Below are 14,769 nucleotides of genomic sequence, written 5' to 3'. Positions count from 1 at the left end.
GTGATCAGGTGCTCCCCGCGAACGCGGGGGTAATCCCAACGACTGACGCTCCCCCGTCAGGGGCTTCTGATATCCCCAGTGGTCAGAAGTGCTGTGCACAAACATCTGTCGCCATGGGGCAGCGCCTCATGGCGACGTGGCCGAGAGATGCCGGTACAGCGTCGCGCGGCCGATCCCCAGAACTGAGGCGATTTCGCTCTTCGGGGTCCCGGCCTCGATCATCTGTCGAATATGACGCGCCTTCGCTGCGTCGATTGCCTTGGGCTGCCCACCGACCCTCCCCCTGGCCCGTGCTGCAGCGAGTCCGGCGACCGTCCGCTCCTGAATCAACGCTCTTTCGAATTGTGCTAGCGCGCCGAAGATTTGAAAGATAAGCATCCCCCCGGGAGACGAAGTGTCGATCGTCTCCGTGAGCGATTTGAATGCCACCCCGCGTTCCTGGAGGCCTTCGACCGTCTCGATCAGATGGCTCAACGATCGCCCGAGCCTGTCCAGGCGCCACACTACGAGGGTGTCGCCGGCGCGAAGATGCCCGAGTAGGTCCAGCAGTTCGGGGCGGTCCTTCTTGGCACCGCTCGCCACTTCCTCCCAGACTCTCGAACACCCGGCGGCCGCCAGAGCGTCCCTCTGCAAATCCAGCACCTGATCGGTGCCACTTACCCTCAGATACCCGAATACGGCGCTCACAGGCGATGACTGTCCCAGAAACGTCTGACACCCTCCAGTGGGCAGATGAGAGGGTGAGACGGGTTTCTGAGACACGTCACAGTTTGATAACGCCAACGGCCGATTCAGCACCAGAACGTCTGTCGAGCAGCCGTCGGGCTCGTCCAGGACGATGCTCGGCCGGCACCACCCGATTCCGGCCGGTGTCTCAACTCTGACCGTCTCAGTAACGGCCATTACTGAGGCACCGCGCCGCACCCCGACCTTGCCGTCGGGGACGACGACGCCGCTGCTCGATCTCCAATGACGCGTGACGTCCTCGACGAGGGATCGCGTAGCGAACGGGTCGCCTGACTCCGCCCTCTACGAGGCGCTCTTGAGAACGACCTCACCGGTGGCTGTATTGCCATCCAGGAAGAGATTGCCACCACCCCCCAAGCATCTGAGGCATAACTATGCAAAAGCCTGGCACCTATGCTCTCCAAACCGTCCTCAAAAAAGGACCAACCAGTCTTGACCTTCCGTTGACCTGCAGCGGACGATTAGGGTTCCCAGATTTGCACGATCTCAGTGAGCGTGGCTAACGAAACGGGTTGTAGAAACTAGCGAGCACTCGCCCTGAATGAAACAAGTTTAGGAGGGAACGATCTTGCTCTCGCTGCTAGCTGACTCCTCGATATCAGAAATTATCGGTACAGTTCCAAACGATCAGTGCGCCACGACCAAAATCCCATGGAGCATTATTACCTCTGCGGGTACAAATTCGACCCTTGCCGGAGTTCTGGGCGGCTTTATGATTACTGCGATCACCGTTCTGTTTCTGACAAAGGGTCGATCAGAACTAGTTGGGCAGTCAATTGCCCTATTTGCTGCTGGGGTTGTTATTCTCGGACTAGATAGCTACCTATTCAGCATGATTACCGGTTCGCAACTGAACACGTTCGACGAAGCTATAGAGAATATAGGGAATGTCTCGATTATCGAGAATGTCGAGAATGTCGAGAATGTCGATCCTCAAATAATCGAGCAGCTTCGCGTCCTCGCAGAGCAGAAGAGGGAAGTCTGTCAGAAAATTTGGGCTCAAGGCCTATATGCGAGCGGAATGTTGGCCGTCGGGGGTACCGCCCTTGCTGCCGGAATTGGGTGGCTTCTTGCTACTTTCGCCACTAGCAAACAATCCAAAAAAGTTGGATCTTCCTATCCAAGAAGATTAACTGCAACGGGTAAGTCTCTGGTCGAAGTGGGCGCCTGCATAATTGGGGTAACACTAGTGACGGCTACCATTTTGCTAGGAAAAAGGATAGATGACTATTTCAACTATTTATCGTTGATGGGGGGAAATCGTGCTCCACCCGGGTGGGTGCGATGGCCAGGATTAGTCGCCGCCGGAGCGATGACAATCGCTGCCTGCGGTAGCACTCTTTGGGTGCGAACAAAACGGTTCAAGAAGAAATTTGATTTTAGAAAACCCAAGGACGTGCACGCCGGACGCATGAAACCGACCGTGTTGTCGATTCTAATTTTAGCGTTTGCATCCTCATTATTGGCAGCGATTTCAACGACCCAGTCTTTATCACTACTGCAACCATCTTGGGGAATTATACTGCTATTTGGATACTTGTTCCCGCTCGGCATATTCGCAGCGATCTGCCTCTCGGGCCCCTCTGTCAAGCCGTGACCGCGGCGCGAGGGACTGGGGCGGTGTCCCACCACGACGACACTCTCGGCGGACGTTGGCATGGATGTGGCGTCTTCCGCCCCGTCGCGTCTTGGAAATGGCCGAATGAGAGACAACCCGAAACAGCGCATAACTATCCAGGGCAGACCTGCGCCCAGTAGGTCGCCTGCTCTGCCAGATCGGATCCGTCCGGTTCCTGCCCTGTCGGGCTGTATTCGGCGACGAACTGACCACCGATTGCGCGGCACCACGTGGTTTTTCCGGCGGCACTGGGCCCTTCGACAGCGACAATCACCGGCACACCCTACCTATCCAGGGACCCTACGATCCCGAATCGGCGGCGCTTCCCTTGCGGTGTCTCATGAGGCGGGCTCTCGATAACGGTCGGTACCGAGACAGTTCCGGATTCGACGGACATAGAGATAGCTCGCCAGAGTGCACCAAGACGACCACCCCGTCGGGGCAAGATCCGTAAATCCGTATATCCGCATGTCCTTCTATCCGTAGACGCTCGCCTACCAACAGAAGTTGTCTCACGAATCAGCGCCTCAGAAGGGACCGAATGAGAGACAACCCGAAGTAGCGCATAACCATCCAAGGCAGAACAGCCGAGGCCCCGTTATTCGCCTGAGTCAGGCTTCTTCACTCGACAGCGCTATCGGGACCCGGTTCAGTTCAGCGCGTTCCAGCATCGGGGGCAGAGCCGGTTGCCGCTTCAACGCCGCTGCCGTAATCGAAGCTTGTGCGATGAGGCAACTCTACGGCCGATACCGAGACAGCCTCCGGATTCGCTCGTCACCGGGAGGTGCCCCTACTAGTAGCACCCCCTTGTTCATCCGTTGTAGCGACTGCAGTGACAACGACCAAACAAGCGCAGTCGTTAGTAGCGCGAATCAGCAGTGACACGCGCAGTCGCGAGGAGCACGATCAAATTAGGAACCGACCGGTCTCTCTGTTACCGAGGTGCCTCTTAAGAGAAGGACTCTCGCCATGTCAAACATCTCCAGCGAAAACCCGGTCCACCGAATACTCAAAGACATTGCCGAGATGATTAGACGGAGCCTGAACTATGTTTGACGAAACCTGCGGCGCTGATGACTTTCACTGGAGTATTGTTGCCTCCGCCTCCACCAACTCGACCCTGGCAGGGGTGCTAGCAGGTTTCTTGTTCACCGGCATCGTGATGCTATTCGGCCGCCCCAGCCCTGAGATCGAAGACTCCCAAACAATCAGCCTGTTCTCGGCTGCCCTCCTGGCATTAGGGCTAGACAGCTACTTGTTCAGTCTAATAACGGGAAGCCGGCCGGAGACTGGCGATGGCGAAGTCGTGACGGAAGCATGTATGCGAGTGTGGACACAGGGCATGCCAGCCAGTGGAATGCTCGCCGTTGGGGGAACCGCGCTGGTCGGCGGGATCGGCTGGCTTCTCTCGTCCCATGTCACGATATCGTCCGCTACAGCGGACAAGAACCTGCGATTCCTGGGTGGCCTGATGACAATCGCGACCATCACAACAACGACGCTTCTACTTGTTGCAACGACGCTCGACTACCTCGACGTTATGTTTGACGGACGCCCGCACTTGACTGTCGTAATATTCGTCATTGTCGTGGGCCTGACGCTAACCACAACGAGCGCCGGTGTGGCAATTCGTAGAACGAAACAAATGGTGGACTCGATACCAACAGATAACGTTGCCCTCCCCCTCAAGTCAATGCGATGGGCGACGAGAGGAATTATTGGGTTTGCGATATTTGGTCCGGTCTTCGCAGGCATTCTGACTCGCACAGCGGTGTCATCTAATTCGCTTGTAGTCGGTCTCGCTCTGCTCTCAGGAATCGTGGTGCCCGGGCTGATCTCTCTAGCAGTCGCGTTTTCTGTACCTAATCAGACGCGAACTAGCGCAGCACTGTCTCACGCAGCAGCGCCTCAGTAGCGGTCGGATGAGAGACAACCCAAAGCAGCGCATAACTATCCAGGGGCTCGTTCCTCTACCAACGACAGCCACTCGGCGGACCATTGGGTCACCAACACCGGCGGCGGTGTCCGCGTCACCGACGTGTGGGAGTCCAAGGAGCTTCGAGAAGTTTGCCGCGCGGAGCGGATGGGTCCGATCACCGCGGAGGTCGGCGTGCCCAATCCCCTGACGATCACCTTCGAAGATTGCAGCAGTCCTGGAATTCGAGGGTGCCATGCTCGCACAGTACGACCAGATCCGCAGAGGAGGTATCACCATTCGCGGAGGCAGGCAGAGGAGCGCTGTCGCAGACTGAACCAGAAACTAATCTACCGGCCCCTCCGAGCGGGGCCGGTAGATATGCACATCGGGCCTGTTGCAGAGCTAATTCTGTGCTGCCTTTGGGTTATCTCCGTACTCCGGTGCGCACTCCGAAGCGCCGCATGGAGTGTCTTCAGCCGACCAGTTTTGCGGCAATCTGTATGTGCCTTGGTCGGTTCCGGTGTAGGTCCCCGGATCGGTGTACGTCGTCCCCGGGTCCGTGTACGTCGCCCCCGGGTCCGTGTACGTCGCCCCCGGATCGGTGTACGTCGCCCCCGGATCGGTGTACGTCGTCCCCGGGTCCGTGTACGTCGCCCCCGGATCGGTGTACGTCGCCCCCGGATCGGTGTACGTCGCCCCCGGGTCCGTGTACGTCGTCCCCGGATCGGTGTACGTCGCCCCCGGATCGGTGTACGTCGCCCCCGGGTCCGTGTAGGTTCCGGGATCCGCCCCGTATCCGCCGATGTCAGGCGGAGCGCTATGTGAAGAATCGGGCATCGGGGCCACGGGCGCAGCTTCGATCGGAGGGGCTTGGGGCGCCGGTGCAGCCTCGACCTGGGGTGCGGGCATTGCCGGTGCGGATTGCGCGGGTGCATTTCCGTCATGGGCGTCGGGTATCGACGGCGGCGACGCTGGCTCTACCGGCGGAGCAGGCATGGCCGGGGCGTGGGCTGACTCTACGGGGTCCGCCGCGGCGGGTGCAGGCGCCGCCGGAGCGGGAGCGCCCACAGGTACGGGATCAGCGGGAGCCGGGTCGGCCGGAGCGGGATCCCCGGGAGCCGGATCCGCGGGAGCCAGAGCGGGTGGAGCGGGCGGCGCCGGAGCCGGAACCGGTTCGGGCGTCGCCGGATCGGACACGGGCTCGGCCGGAACGAGCCCGGGGTCCCCCGGGTCGGGTGCGGGCTCGGCCGGAACGAGCCCGGGGTCCCCCGGGTCGGGTGCGGGCTCGACGGGAGCGATGCCCTCATCCCCCGACGCAGGTTCCTCGACCTGGGTGGTGGCCGGGCGGTTCAACATCTTCGGGCCGGGCTGGACCGGGGTGTTCCCGTAGTTCACGTAGACGGCACCGATCAGGCCGATCGCGGCGATGCCGACTACGAGGAGGACCAGAGCGGGCCCACTGAGGCCGAGAAGCAGCCGGGCCTCCCGAGCTCTCTTCACAGCACCGAAGGGTCGGGCCGCCTGGGCGGCTCTATTGACGGCCCGGGCGCCCTGACTGAGTTTCTGGACGCTCTTGGCGGCCTGGGCGGCGTTCTTAGCGTCTACGAACTTGCGCATCTCGATGAATTTCTCGGCCATCTGCGCAGCTTCGGGGCCGTGCTTTCCGAGGAATGCCGCTGTCTCAAGCTCCGCCTCGACGGTCGCGACGGTGGTGTTCGCCGCTGCGGCCGCTTCGGCCACGGTCATCTGCCCCCACCGCAGTTTCTCGATGATTGTTGCCCAGGGTATTCCTGGATCGGACATGGGATTCTTCTTTGATCGTCCGGGGCACCCCTTCGGTTGGCGGAACACCCTCGTGGATGTCGACAACCCTTGTCCGCATCTGCGGGGACGAGCACCAACCCTAGGGCTGATGAACCGCACCCCAGGGTCAATTTCTCCCAATCTCACGGTGATCGCGAATCCCGGCAGGCTCTTCTGCGCGATGCCGTCTGATGCAATTCCCGAGGGTTGTAGTAGGTGATCGTCGAACGAAGTTTGCCGGGCGATCCGGCTCGGGCCCAGGAGGAAGGGTCGGCGTCGGAGACACCGCAGTTCAGTGCCTCTATGCACGGCACGACGACATCCCGAGCGGCCTCCGCTAGCGTCGACGACACCATCCCCTTCCGGTGTCTCACCAGTTGGTGTCCCAGTAACGGCCGATATCTTTAGTCGCTCCGCTGCTGTCTTTCACGTAGTCCACGTGATGTTTCGGTGGCCCACGCTGCGTCATGGACGGGCTACCGTCGCTGCCGTCCATTGCACAGAGTGGGTTCTTTTCCCTTTCAAACGATCAATGACAGGCATCCAGCATTGGAGCAAACTAAACAGACCGGTCGCTCCCTGCATGGACTGATGAATGTGACTCGATATGTCAGTAAACCGAATAGTCGATCCGGTCGGTCGCGGAAAATGGGCGGTCCGTGTACGACCCCAAGTTTTGCCGACTTCATTGCACAACAGCTGTTCAGAGGCCATTGAGGTCGCACGCGGCGAGGTCGCGCAAGCGGGAGGCGGTGAAGTCCTCATCCGCGATCCCGGTGGGCAGGTGACAGACGTGCAGTTCGTCTCCCCGTCAGTTCAGGCCCAAGCTCATCCTTCGCAGTCACACCAACAGCCACCTCGTCAGAGCTACTCAAGAGCTGGATCCCAGCAGCGCGAGACACCACCGCAAAACTACGCGCAAGCCCCGCGCGAGGGCTCGCCGCCGGAATACACACAGGATGGACCGTCGAACAGCTACAACACGCAGTTGCCGATTGAGAGCACTAGGCGGACGTGGCCACGAATCTTGCTAGCCATACTCCTAAGCGCCGGGACAATCGCTGTGATGGTAGTGCTGGCCCTCGCGGTAGCAGACGACAAACTGCGGATCCTATTCTTCGCGTGCGCCTGTCTGATGGCTGCCGCGGTAGTGCTTGTCTTGCCTACACATTGGCGCAAGCGCTTGGGTCCTCCTACCGCAGTCTTCATTGCCGCGGCCTCTGCACTCTCGGTCTTTCTCGTGAATCCCCAGAAAGGTCCGCCCGAGCCACAAGTCGACACACGAGAATTGGCAACCTACGTCGCGACTGGACCCTTCGACCAGAAACTTCCTGCGTCCCTACAGGCCGGCGAGATACACGACATCGGGATTAAAGATCCATCTGCGGTCCAAAAACTTGCCGCTGTCCGAGTGCCAATGGAGGACCCTACTGGCAAATTATCTGTATACGCATCAGTTGAGGTTTACCCCACCGTTGAGGCAGCCACTGCCAGAGGAAACGCGCAACTCGACCGTTGGGAAACTGCGTACGGGGAGTACGAACCGCCAGGTCAAACGGTAGACGGGTTCTGCTTTGAAGCTGTAAGTCCGCAAAATCTGTTCATCTGCGGCGCTTCCCGCGGGCACGCGTATGTCGAGACCATGCTGTCACCAACACCGAGTCCCTATAGGGGGGTTACTCAAGCAATAACCGCATCTCTGGGGGACTATGCGGCGAACAAAGAGAAACTCGCGACCGAGTAACGTCTTGCGTCACAGTGCAGGCAGCTCGGCGACCAAACTCTCCAGCAACTCGATGTCGTGGCGGTCTGGCCGAGGTGGGGCGAGCGACGCTATGCCGAGCTCAGACGGGTAGCCGGCGACGACGCGGCCCTGGTCGAGTCGATCTAGGACTGCGTACCACTCGGCCAGCGGATCGGAGAGTCGGGCATGCAGATCGAAATGACCGCGCCGGCGAGTGCGGTCGCCATTGCGTTGCATCACCAGTTGCTGCGGATCGGGGATCGACAGCAGCACTACATCAGCGAATCCGAGACGACGCTGGGCGAACATCTGCCGGACAGCGGCGAATTCGTGCTCGAATCGCGTGACCGGTTCCGCACCCACTGCTGCCAAGCACCAGCTGTAATGCAGTTTCAGCGGGTCACTGTCGCATACCGCCACACCGGTGGCGCCCCCCAAGGTCAGCGCCTGTGTCCACCTCGACGACGTGACGTGAGCGTCCACTCGAAACGATCTATCCGTCGCGGGCAGACCGGATTGCGTTCTCGAGTGCGACGGTAATGCGTCCGCCTTTCCTCCGGTATCCCAGTTCCTCCATGGCAGTGCGTACCAGCGCGTCCTCGGTGCGTAGCAGTCCGTCGCTCTTGATCCATTTAATGAGTGCGACCAGGTCGCTTTGGGTGTACTCGGTGATCGGGACGCCTGGGTAGATGGCGGGTTTGATTCCGGTTCTGCTGGCGCTAAGGAAAGGATCGGGCATCGACTCGGACTCGGGGGTTGCCGGTTCCGGGGTGTGGCGCGGGCGCTGATGGGAGTCGCTGTCCTTGACTGCTATCTGGTAAGCGGTCAGGGCTTTGGCGACTTCGGTGTCGGGATCACGGAACCAGTCCGTGGACCAGATTCGGTGGAAGCGCCAACCCAGCCGTTCTAGGTGTTCTTGCCGCAGACGGTCACGGTCGCGCGCGGTGTGCGATGAGTGGTAGCTGGCGCCGTCGGCCTCGATGGCCAGCACCATCCGCCCGCGCTGCTCGGGGTGTTGGGCGGCGAAGTCGATGCGGTAGCCGCCCACCCCATACTGGGCCGTCAACGGGATGCCGGCGCGGGTGAGGCGGTCACGGACGTCGATCTCGAAGGGGTTCAGAGCGGGGGGAACCGGGGTCGAGGAGCCGAGATCTTTGCCGCCGGATTCCATGAAGGCGAGGTACTCGCGGAGAAGCTGGGCTCCACGGGCATGCAACCGGTTCGGGTCCAGGTCCGTCGAACCGAACGAACTGACCAGCGTCATCCGCCGTTTGGCACGGCTGACGGCGACATTGAGTCGTCGCTCGCCGCCGTCGTTGTTGAGCGGCCCAAAGCGGTAGACCATGCGTCCGTCGGCGCTCTTGCCGTAGCCGATGGACAGGATGATGGCGTCTCGTTCATCGCCCTGCACCCGCTCGAGGTTCTTGACAAAGAATCGTTCATCCCGGCTTTCGAGGAAGAACTCGTTCAGCTCGGGTCTTCCGCCGAGCTTGGCACGCAGGGCCGCTTCGATGCGGTCGGCGTGCTTGAGGCCCATCGTGATTACACCCAACGATTCGTCGGGCCGGTCCTGCGCGTGCTGGAGAACCAGCGCGACGACCGTGTCAACCTCGGCGGCGGTGGACTCCTCCGTAGCGACAGGATCCGCGCTGAAGGGCACCTGGACGTGTTGCAGAACACCCTCGGTGTGTGAGCCGGGGAACGTCGTCAACGACCTGTCATAGATGTGGGCGTTGCTGAAGGCGATGAGACGTTCGTCCTGGCTGCGGTAGTGCCAGGCAAGGCCTCGGAACGGCACGATCGCGGTCAACGCGTCGAGGACCGACTCGTAACCGGACGTGAGGGCGACGGTGTCGGAATCAGTTTCTGGCTGATCGTCGTCGGTGGACGCAGCCCCGAAGAAGTTGGTGGGGGGAAGCTGTCGCTCGTCTCCGGCGACAGCGATTCGTTTGCCCCGAACGATGGCGGGAATGGCGTCGGCGGGCGGGATCTGGCTTGCCTCATCGAAGATCACCACGTCGAAGAGTTGCTGCAGGGGCAGCACTTGGCTGACGACGAGCGGTGACATCGCCCAGCAGGGTTTGAGGGCCATGAGCACATCGGGGGCTCCGGCAAGTAGCTCACGCATCGACCGGTGCCGAGTCTTCTTTCCCGCCTCGGCCCGCAGCAGTGTCGTTTGGTCAGGATACGCATCGAGCACCCGGAACAGTGTCTCGGAGCAGGCGCGTTGCACCCGAGCGGAGGTCGTGCGGATATGCCGGGTATCCGCCTGCTGGAACGCCGTCACCGTGCGAGTCATGGTCGAGCCCTGGAAGGCGCCATAGGTGGGATCTGTGAAGGAAATTTCATCGAGGATCGACTGCAACCAAGCGCTGTCGAGTAACTCAGCGACGTGATCGGCATTGATGCGGAGGCGGCGGCACTCGTCGAGGAATGAGCCCAGGCCCGCGCCGTGCAGCCGGGTTTCGAGGTGGTGGCGGCGTGGCAGCCGGTGCAGTGTGGCCTGATCCGCGATGAGGTCGTCGACCAGACGTGACAGCTGCACCATGCTCAGCGTCTCGAGGTCGACGGGCTGGTTGAGGTGGGACGTCAACGCCGCCAGATTGTTTGTGAGCTGCTCGAACGCGCCATGTACTGCGGGAAGATCGGCAGGCAATCGCGGACCGCGCCCGTCTCTGCAGGCCTCACGCCACTGCACAACGACCATTTGGACGGCCACCAGCTTCGTGTGCAGATCGGCGGTCGTGGGAGTTCCCGCGTGCCAGTAGATGCGTGCCTGCTTGCGGAGCCGACGGCGCTCACCCCAGCCGAGAGTGACCGCGTGTTGCTTGCGCCACCCGCGGCTTGCGGTGGCGGCGATGAGCGGGGAAAGATCCTGTTCGAACACCTCGGGGGTGAAGGACTTGAGAATGTCGGCCACACCGTCGAGCAGCCGTAAGAGATCGGGCCAGTTGCTCACAGTCTGGGGTTCCGCAAGACCGGTCTCACCGACTATCGCGGTCAGCGTGTTCGCGGCACGAGGGAGGGTGTGGCCGCGGAGCTGGGTGACACAGTCGAGGGCCACGCGCACCTGCTCGGGCGTGGTGATCGGCGCGCCGTTCCACGGACTTTCCGACCGCGTCAGTCCGCCGAGCTCGGCGTACTCGACGACCTCATCCCTAGCGGTGCCGATGAACGTCTCAGTTGCTCGCTGCAAATCCGCGCCGCGGAACCGGAAGTCGATGTTCTGGCGCGGCAGACCGAGCAACCTCGCCTGTAGGTCGAAAACGCTGATATCCCACGGCGCCCGGCGTTGATGCAGGCAGCGGGTGTGTGCGAGCACCCGCTCGCGGTTCGTTGCCAGATCGCGGTGCTGGTCAGCGAGGTTGGTCGGCGGCGTCTGGCTTGCACGGTCGAGCGTTGCAGCCAGATCCTGGGCGACCTTGCGGCGGTTCGGAGATCCATCGTGCAGGTCCATCACCAGACCGCCGAGGTCGACCCGCTGCAGCCGCGACAGTACGGCGTCGATCGCCGCCCGCTTCTCAGCAACGAACAGCACCCGGTATCCACGTGCGATGAGCGTCGCCACCAGGTTAGTAATGGTCTGGCTCTTGCCGGTGCCCGGCGGTCCTTTGATGACAAGGTTCTTCCCGGCGACGACCGCGTTGATGGCGTAGTTCTGGGACGAGTCGGCATCGGCGACAAGGAACTCATCCTGCGGCGGCGTGTGATCGGGCAGAGACTCGTCCATCCCTGCCCCGCCGTCACCACGGATCGCCTGCTGTGCGACCCGGTCGCCAGCCAGCGCGGCAACAACGTCGTGCGCCTCGAGCAGGTCCACACCTTTTTGCAGGTCGTTCACCATCGGAAGCTTGGCGTAGGTGAACGTCCCGATGACCATCTGGTTCTCGATCGCGAAGCCCGCCATCTGGCCGGCCTGCTTGCACAGCCGCTCGAATACCGGTTGCGTGTCAAGAGGTGCCGACGGTTGGATCAACTCGACCAGATCCTGACCGTCGATGTCGATACCGAACTCGTCGGACAGTCGATGCAACAACACCGGGTTGATCTCGACCTCGTCATTGAGCGTCAGCTCGAAGTCGTCCTCGGTTGCAGACCGAGGCTTGATCACGATCTGCCGCAGAATCACAGGCGCCGCTGGTTTTGCAGCTCCGCGCTGCGTTTCCGGCTCGTGCCAGGTCGCCATGCCCGAGGTGAGGTAGCCGGCGTTGATGCCACGTTCTTCGTGGAGCTCCCTGATCTTTTTGTGGATCGTCCGCAGGCGCTTCAGGACCTCCAGTCGCCTGGTCTCGTCCGGGTACAACGCTGACATCTGTACCGCGCGCCCGGCCAACAACGCCGTCAGTGGCTCGGGACGGGCATCGCCGAGATCCAGTGTTCCGGCCTTAAGGTCCCGGTAATACAGCAGTGTGTTGCGTTTGCCGACGTCGATCAAGTCCTTGCGCCACTGCTCAATCGCCGCGGCGACCAACCGTGAACGTGCCCCGACACCACTCTCTTCTGCCATCGCTCGTCCCTCTGGTTCGCCTCGACCGTCCTGCCGTGGAACCAGTCGAGACCACCCGGGTGAGAACTCGGCCATCAGGACCCGCGCACAAGGCGAAAGTTCTGTAGCCGGGGGGTTGCTCGACTGTTCGGCATGGCGATCATTGTGACATTGGCAGGTTCGGATGTACGCCACGACATCGGGCATGGGGTCGCCGCAAATCAATCACACCTCGAATTGCTGAATCGCAGCCTCGGGCTGCCCAGTTCACTGTCATTCAATCGAATGTCGTTTGAATGAATGACATTCGAAGGTGATGCCAAACGGCGGTACAGTGTCGCCGCTCAGACTGTCAGTCACACCGCTTATGCTGCGAAAATGCGCTCAGTCGCCCGGATCGAAATGAGCAAGAAGGAACGAGGGACCATGGTTGCGGAGTCCACCCCCGACTCGGAAGGAACTGAGTCTCGGCCCGAGGAAGAGACAACGGGGGTGATGAAGCTCTTCGACTCATCTCTCGTCTCGGCGGGCAAGTTGGTGGAGAGCCGCGTCCTCAGGCTTCGAGACCGGCACCCGAACGCAACTGACATGCAATTGGTCAAAAAACTGGAGACCAGCTTCCTTTCCAGCGTGACTGCATCAGGAGCGGCCACCGGTGGGGCTGCCGCGGTCCCCGGTGTCGGCACTGTCGCAGTCGTGGCGTCTGTGGGCGTTGACACCTCCTGGTTCATGACGGCAGCCGCGGCGCATGTGCTGTCGGTGCTACGCGTCCACGGAATCGAGATCACTGACCTCGAACACCAAAAGGCAGTCGTCCTGACCGTCCTTGCAGGCGGCGGGGGCTCGACCTTTATGGGCAAAGCAGCAGGGCGCACAGGCGCCCACCTCGGAAAGCTGCTCACTAAGTCGGTCCCTCTAACCACCATCCGTTCCGTGAATCGCGTCCTAGGGGTCAACTTCGTCACCAAATGGGGAACCCGACAAGGGCTCCTGGTCATAGGGAAGGCGGCTCCGTTCGGCATCGGAATGGCGATCGGCGCCAGCGGCAATCTGCTCATGGCCAAGGGCATCACCAAGGCCACACAGATGGCGGTGGAGACAGCGCTCGGCGACCTCCATTCGGAGGACCGGCGCACTTCGCCCACCGTCGATTAAGCCGCTCGTCGGTCCGAAAGGTTGGGAAGGCGCGGTGCTTCATCACTCTTCGCGCCCGGTGGAGCCTCGCCGTACCGGCCCCGGCGGTTGTGAGTCGCGCGCTCAGCCAGCGAGCGAACGGGCAACATTCAGGATCGCTGCTTCGAACCGCTCCCTTCCTCCGGCTGAGTTCAAGCCGCGGTCCGAACAATGTGGGATATTGCCCGGGAAGACGTATACGTCTCGTCCAATTCCTGCACGTTCCCAGCCATCCCGTGCTGCCGCACCCAGCAGCAACACCATCTCGAGGTCTGGGCATAGTTCGACGAACTCGCGGGTCCATGGAACCGCCTTGGCCCTCTCCGCTGCAGTCGATCCACCGTTCTTGACTCCTGCCACGGGGAAGGGAACAACGTTCCAGTGCACCACCTGGGACCAGGCAACACCGTGGCGCGCGTATGCCTCTCGGCAATTTCGGGCAGTGCGATCGTTGTTGTCCAGGCTCAACAGACCAGACCCAGTTCCCGCCTCAGCCTTAGTGGACGGGTTGTCGAGCAATACCAACACCCGGGCTTTGATACCGCCCTGGTCGGGGTCGACATAAGGGATGTGCCCATGCGGAAGTCCGGCGGAGTCGGCGACCCGATCCGCCAGGGCATTCAGCGGCCTCACATGTGGGTCACGAATACGCGTCATCTTCTCAGCGACAACGTCAGGGTCGGCATTGCGTCCATTCGGCATGCCGCGAAGGATGACACGCCCACCCGACAATCTCCACCGACCTGCACAAAGACGCCCGCAGTCGTTCGTCTGACGCCCCACGAGCAAGCCGTATTCTCGCCGAGGACCATCCGCTCGCCCGTGCAGCGTGAGATCAAACTCGCCGACTTAGCGGACGAGCCCTCGATCATGTTCGACGTTCCCAGTGCGCGCAACGCCGCCCAGCTACTCGAATCGGTGGGGCTCACAGCCCGGATCCGCCACTTCAGCTCCAAGATCGAGGTCGTCCGCAGCCTCGTCGCCCGAGGCATCGGTTACTCGATCCGGGTTCAGCAGTGGCCGATCGACGTCAGCTACGAGGGGCGGCCGGTTGCGGCACGCCCCATCGAGGACCCCACCGCTGAACGTGAAGTCGTCCTCGCCTGGCTGTCGGACACGCTGACCAGACGTGCTCGCGCACTGATCGACTTCTGTCGTGTCACCTTCCTCGACGACCCACATGACCTGGTGTTCTAAAGACCGGCCACCCGCATGTCTCGCGAGCGCGCCGTGACTGGCTCTCGGGTAGCGAGCGCAGCGAAACCACATCCCGGGCGAAG

The 14,769-nt window shown here is 61.5% G+C and carries 10 protein-coding genes and 1 CRISPR repeat array (1 of these 11 cut by a window edge); of the genes, 5 read left to right on the top strand and 5 right to left on the bottom strand.

Going from position 1 to position 14,769, the window contains the following annotated elements; genetic code table 11:
• Positions 1-31: direct repeats of the CRISPR family, unit length 23 nt; unit sequence GTGCTCCCCGCGAACGCGGGGGT; it reaches 419 nt to the left of the window's first position.
• 95 nt (positions 32-126) lie between these two features.
• Positions 127-687 carry a recombinase family protein gene (locus tag ACLIVD_RS41585; RefSeq protein ID WP_491933833.1) on the bottom strand — a complete coding sequence of 187 codons (561 nt, stop codon included), beginning with the start codon at positions 685-687 and terminating at the stop codon, positions 127-129.
• A 628-nt stretch (positions 688-1,315) separates the two neighbouring features.
• On the opposite strand from ACLIVD_RS41585, the gene ACLIVD_RS41580 reads away from it, so the two are divergent.
• A complete protein-coding gene (locus ACLIVD_RS41580) occupies positions 1,316-2,344 on the top strand; it encodes a hypothetical protein (protein WP_491933602.1) in 1,029 nt (342 codons plus the stop codon).
• A gap of 1,069 nt (positions 2,345-3,413) precedes the next feature.
• Positions 3,414-4,280 carry a hypothetical protein gene (locus tag ACLIVD_RS41575; RefSeq protein ID WP_491933601.1) on the top strand — a complete coding sequence of 289 codons (867 nt, stop codon included), beginning with the start codon at positions 3,414-3,416 and terminating at the stop codon, positions 4,278-4,280.
• Positions 4,281-4,685: 405 nt separating this feature from the next.
• On the opposite strand, the gene ACLIVD_RS41570 is transcribed toward ACLIVD_RS41575, so the two are convergent.
• A complete protein-coding gene (locus ACLIVD_RS41570) occupies positions 4,686-6,086 on the bottom strand; it encodes a hypothetical protein (RefSeq protein ID WP_491933600.1) in 1,401 nt (466 codons plus the stop codon).
• Positions 6,087-6,693: 607 nt separating this feature from the next.
• Between ACLIVD_RS41570 and ACLIVD_RS41565 the strand changes: the two genes are divergently transcribed.
• A complete protein-coding gene (locus ACLIVD_RS41565; RefSeq protein ID WP_491933599.1) occupies positions 6,694-7,830 on the top strand; it encodes a DUF2188 domain-containing protein in 1,137 nt (378 codons plus the stop codon).
• Between the two features lie 9 nt (positions 7,831-7,839).
• Here ACLIVD_RS41565 and ACLIVD_RS41560 read toward each other — a convergent pair whose 3' ends face one another.
• Together ACLIVD_RS41560 and ACLIVD_RS41555 are read right to left on the bottom strand one after the other, a co-directional pair.
• The gene (locus tag ACLIVD_RS41560) at positions 7,840-8,313 is read right to left on the bottom strand and encodes a hypothetical protein (RefSeq protein WP_491933598.1); all 474 of its coding nucleotides are present in this window, start codon (positions 8,311-8,313) and stop codon (positions 7,840-7,842) included.
• A 10-nt stretch (positions 8,314-8,323) separates the two neighbouring features.
• Positions 8,324-12,337 (bottom strand): AAA domain-containing protein, encoded by a 4,014-nt coding sequence (locus tag ACLIVD_RS41555; RefSeq protein WP_491933597.1) that lies wholly within the window; start codon positions 12,335-12,337, stop codon positions 8,324-8,326.
• Positions 12,338-12,718: 381 nt separating this feature from the next.
• Between ACLIVD_RS41555 and ACLIVD_RS41550 the strand changes: the two genes are divergently transcribed.
• On the top strand, positions 12,719-13,471 hold the full coding sequence (locus ACLIVD_RS41550) for a hypothetical protein (protein WP_491933596.1): 753 nt from the start codon (positions 12,719-12,721) through the stop codon (positions 13,469-13,471).
• Positions 13,472-13,573: 102 nt separating this feature from the next.
• On the opposite strand, the gene ACLIVD_RS41545 is transcribed toward ACLIVD_RS41550, so the two are convergent.
• Positions 13,574-14,191: a uracil-DNA glycosylase gene (locus tag ACLIVD_RS41545; protein ID WP_491933595.1), complete on the bottom strand. Its 618-nt coding sequence runs from the start codon at positions 14,189-14,191 to the stop codon at positions 13,574-13,576.
• On the opposite strand from ACLIVD_RS41545, the gene ACLIVD_RS41540 reads away from it, so the two are divergent.
• The gene (locus tag ACLIVD_RS41540) at positions 14,123-14,686 is read left to right on the top strand and encodes a LysR substrate-binding domain-containing protein (RefSeq protein ID WP_491933594.1); all 564 of its coding nucleotides are present in this window, start codon (positions 14,123-14,125) and stop codon (positions 14,684-14,686) included. The genes ACLIVD_RS41545 and ACLIVD_RS41540 overlap by 69 nt on opposite strands.
• Positions 14,687-14,769 lie beyond the last annotated feature (83 nt).

Source organism: Rhodococcus sp. G6(2025), assembly GCF_058628105.1.
The sequence above is the reverse complement of the archived record's forward strand: the minus strand, read 5'-3'. Positions and strand labels throughout refer to the sequence as shown.

What these genes read in the sequence shown, in the direction of transcription:
- ACLIVD_RS41555 (WP_491933597.1), bottom strand. Translation starts at nt 12,337, where the DNA reads ATGGCAGAAGAGAGTGGTGTCGGGGCACGTTCACGGTTGGTCGCCGCG.
- ACLIVD_RS41540 (WP_491933594.1), top strand. Translation starts at nt 14,123, where the DNA reads ATGTGGGTCACGAATACGCGTCATCTTCTCAGCGACAACGTCAGGGTC.
- ACLIVD_RS41570 (WP_491933600.1), bottom strand. Translation starts at nt 6,086, where the DNA reads ATGTCCGATCCAGGAATACCCTGGGCAACAATCATCGAGAAACTGCGG.
- ACLIVD_RS41550 (WP_491933596.1), top strand. Translation starts at nt 12,719, where the DNA reads ATGAGCAAGAAGGAACGAGGGACCATGGTTGCGGAGTCCACCCCCGAC.
- ACLIVD_RS41565 (WP_491933599.1), top strand. Translation starts at nt 6,694, where the DNA reads ATGTCAGTAAACCGAATAGTCGATCCGGTCGGTCGCGGAAAATGGGCG.
- ACLIVD_RS41575 (WP_491933601.1), top strand. Translation starts at nt 3,414, where the DNA reads ATGTTTGACGAAACCTGCGGCGCTGATGACTTTCACTGGAGTATTGTT.
- ACLIVD_RS41545 (WP_491933595.1), bottom strand. Translation starts at nt 14,191, where the DNA reads ATGCCGAATGGACGCAATGCCGACCCTGACGTTGTCGCTGAGAAGATG.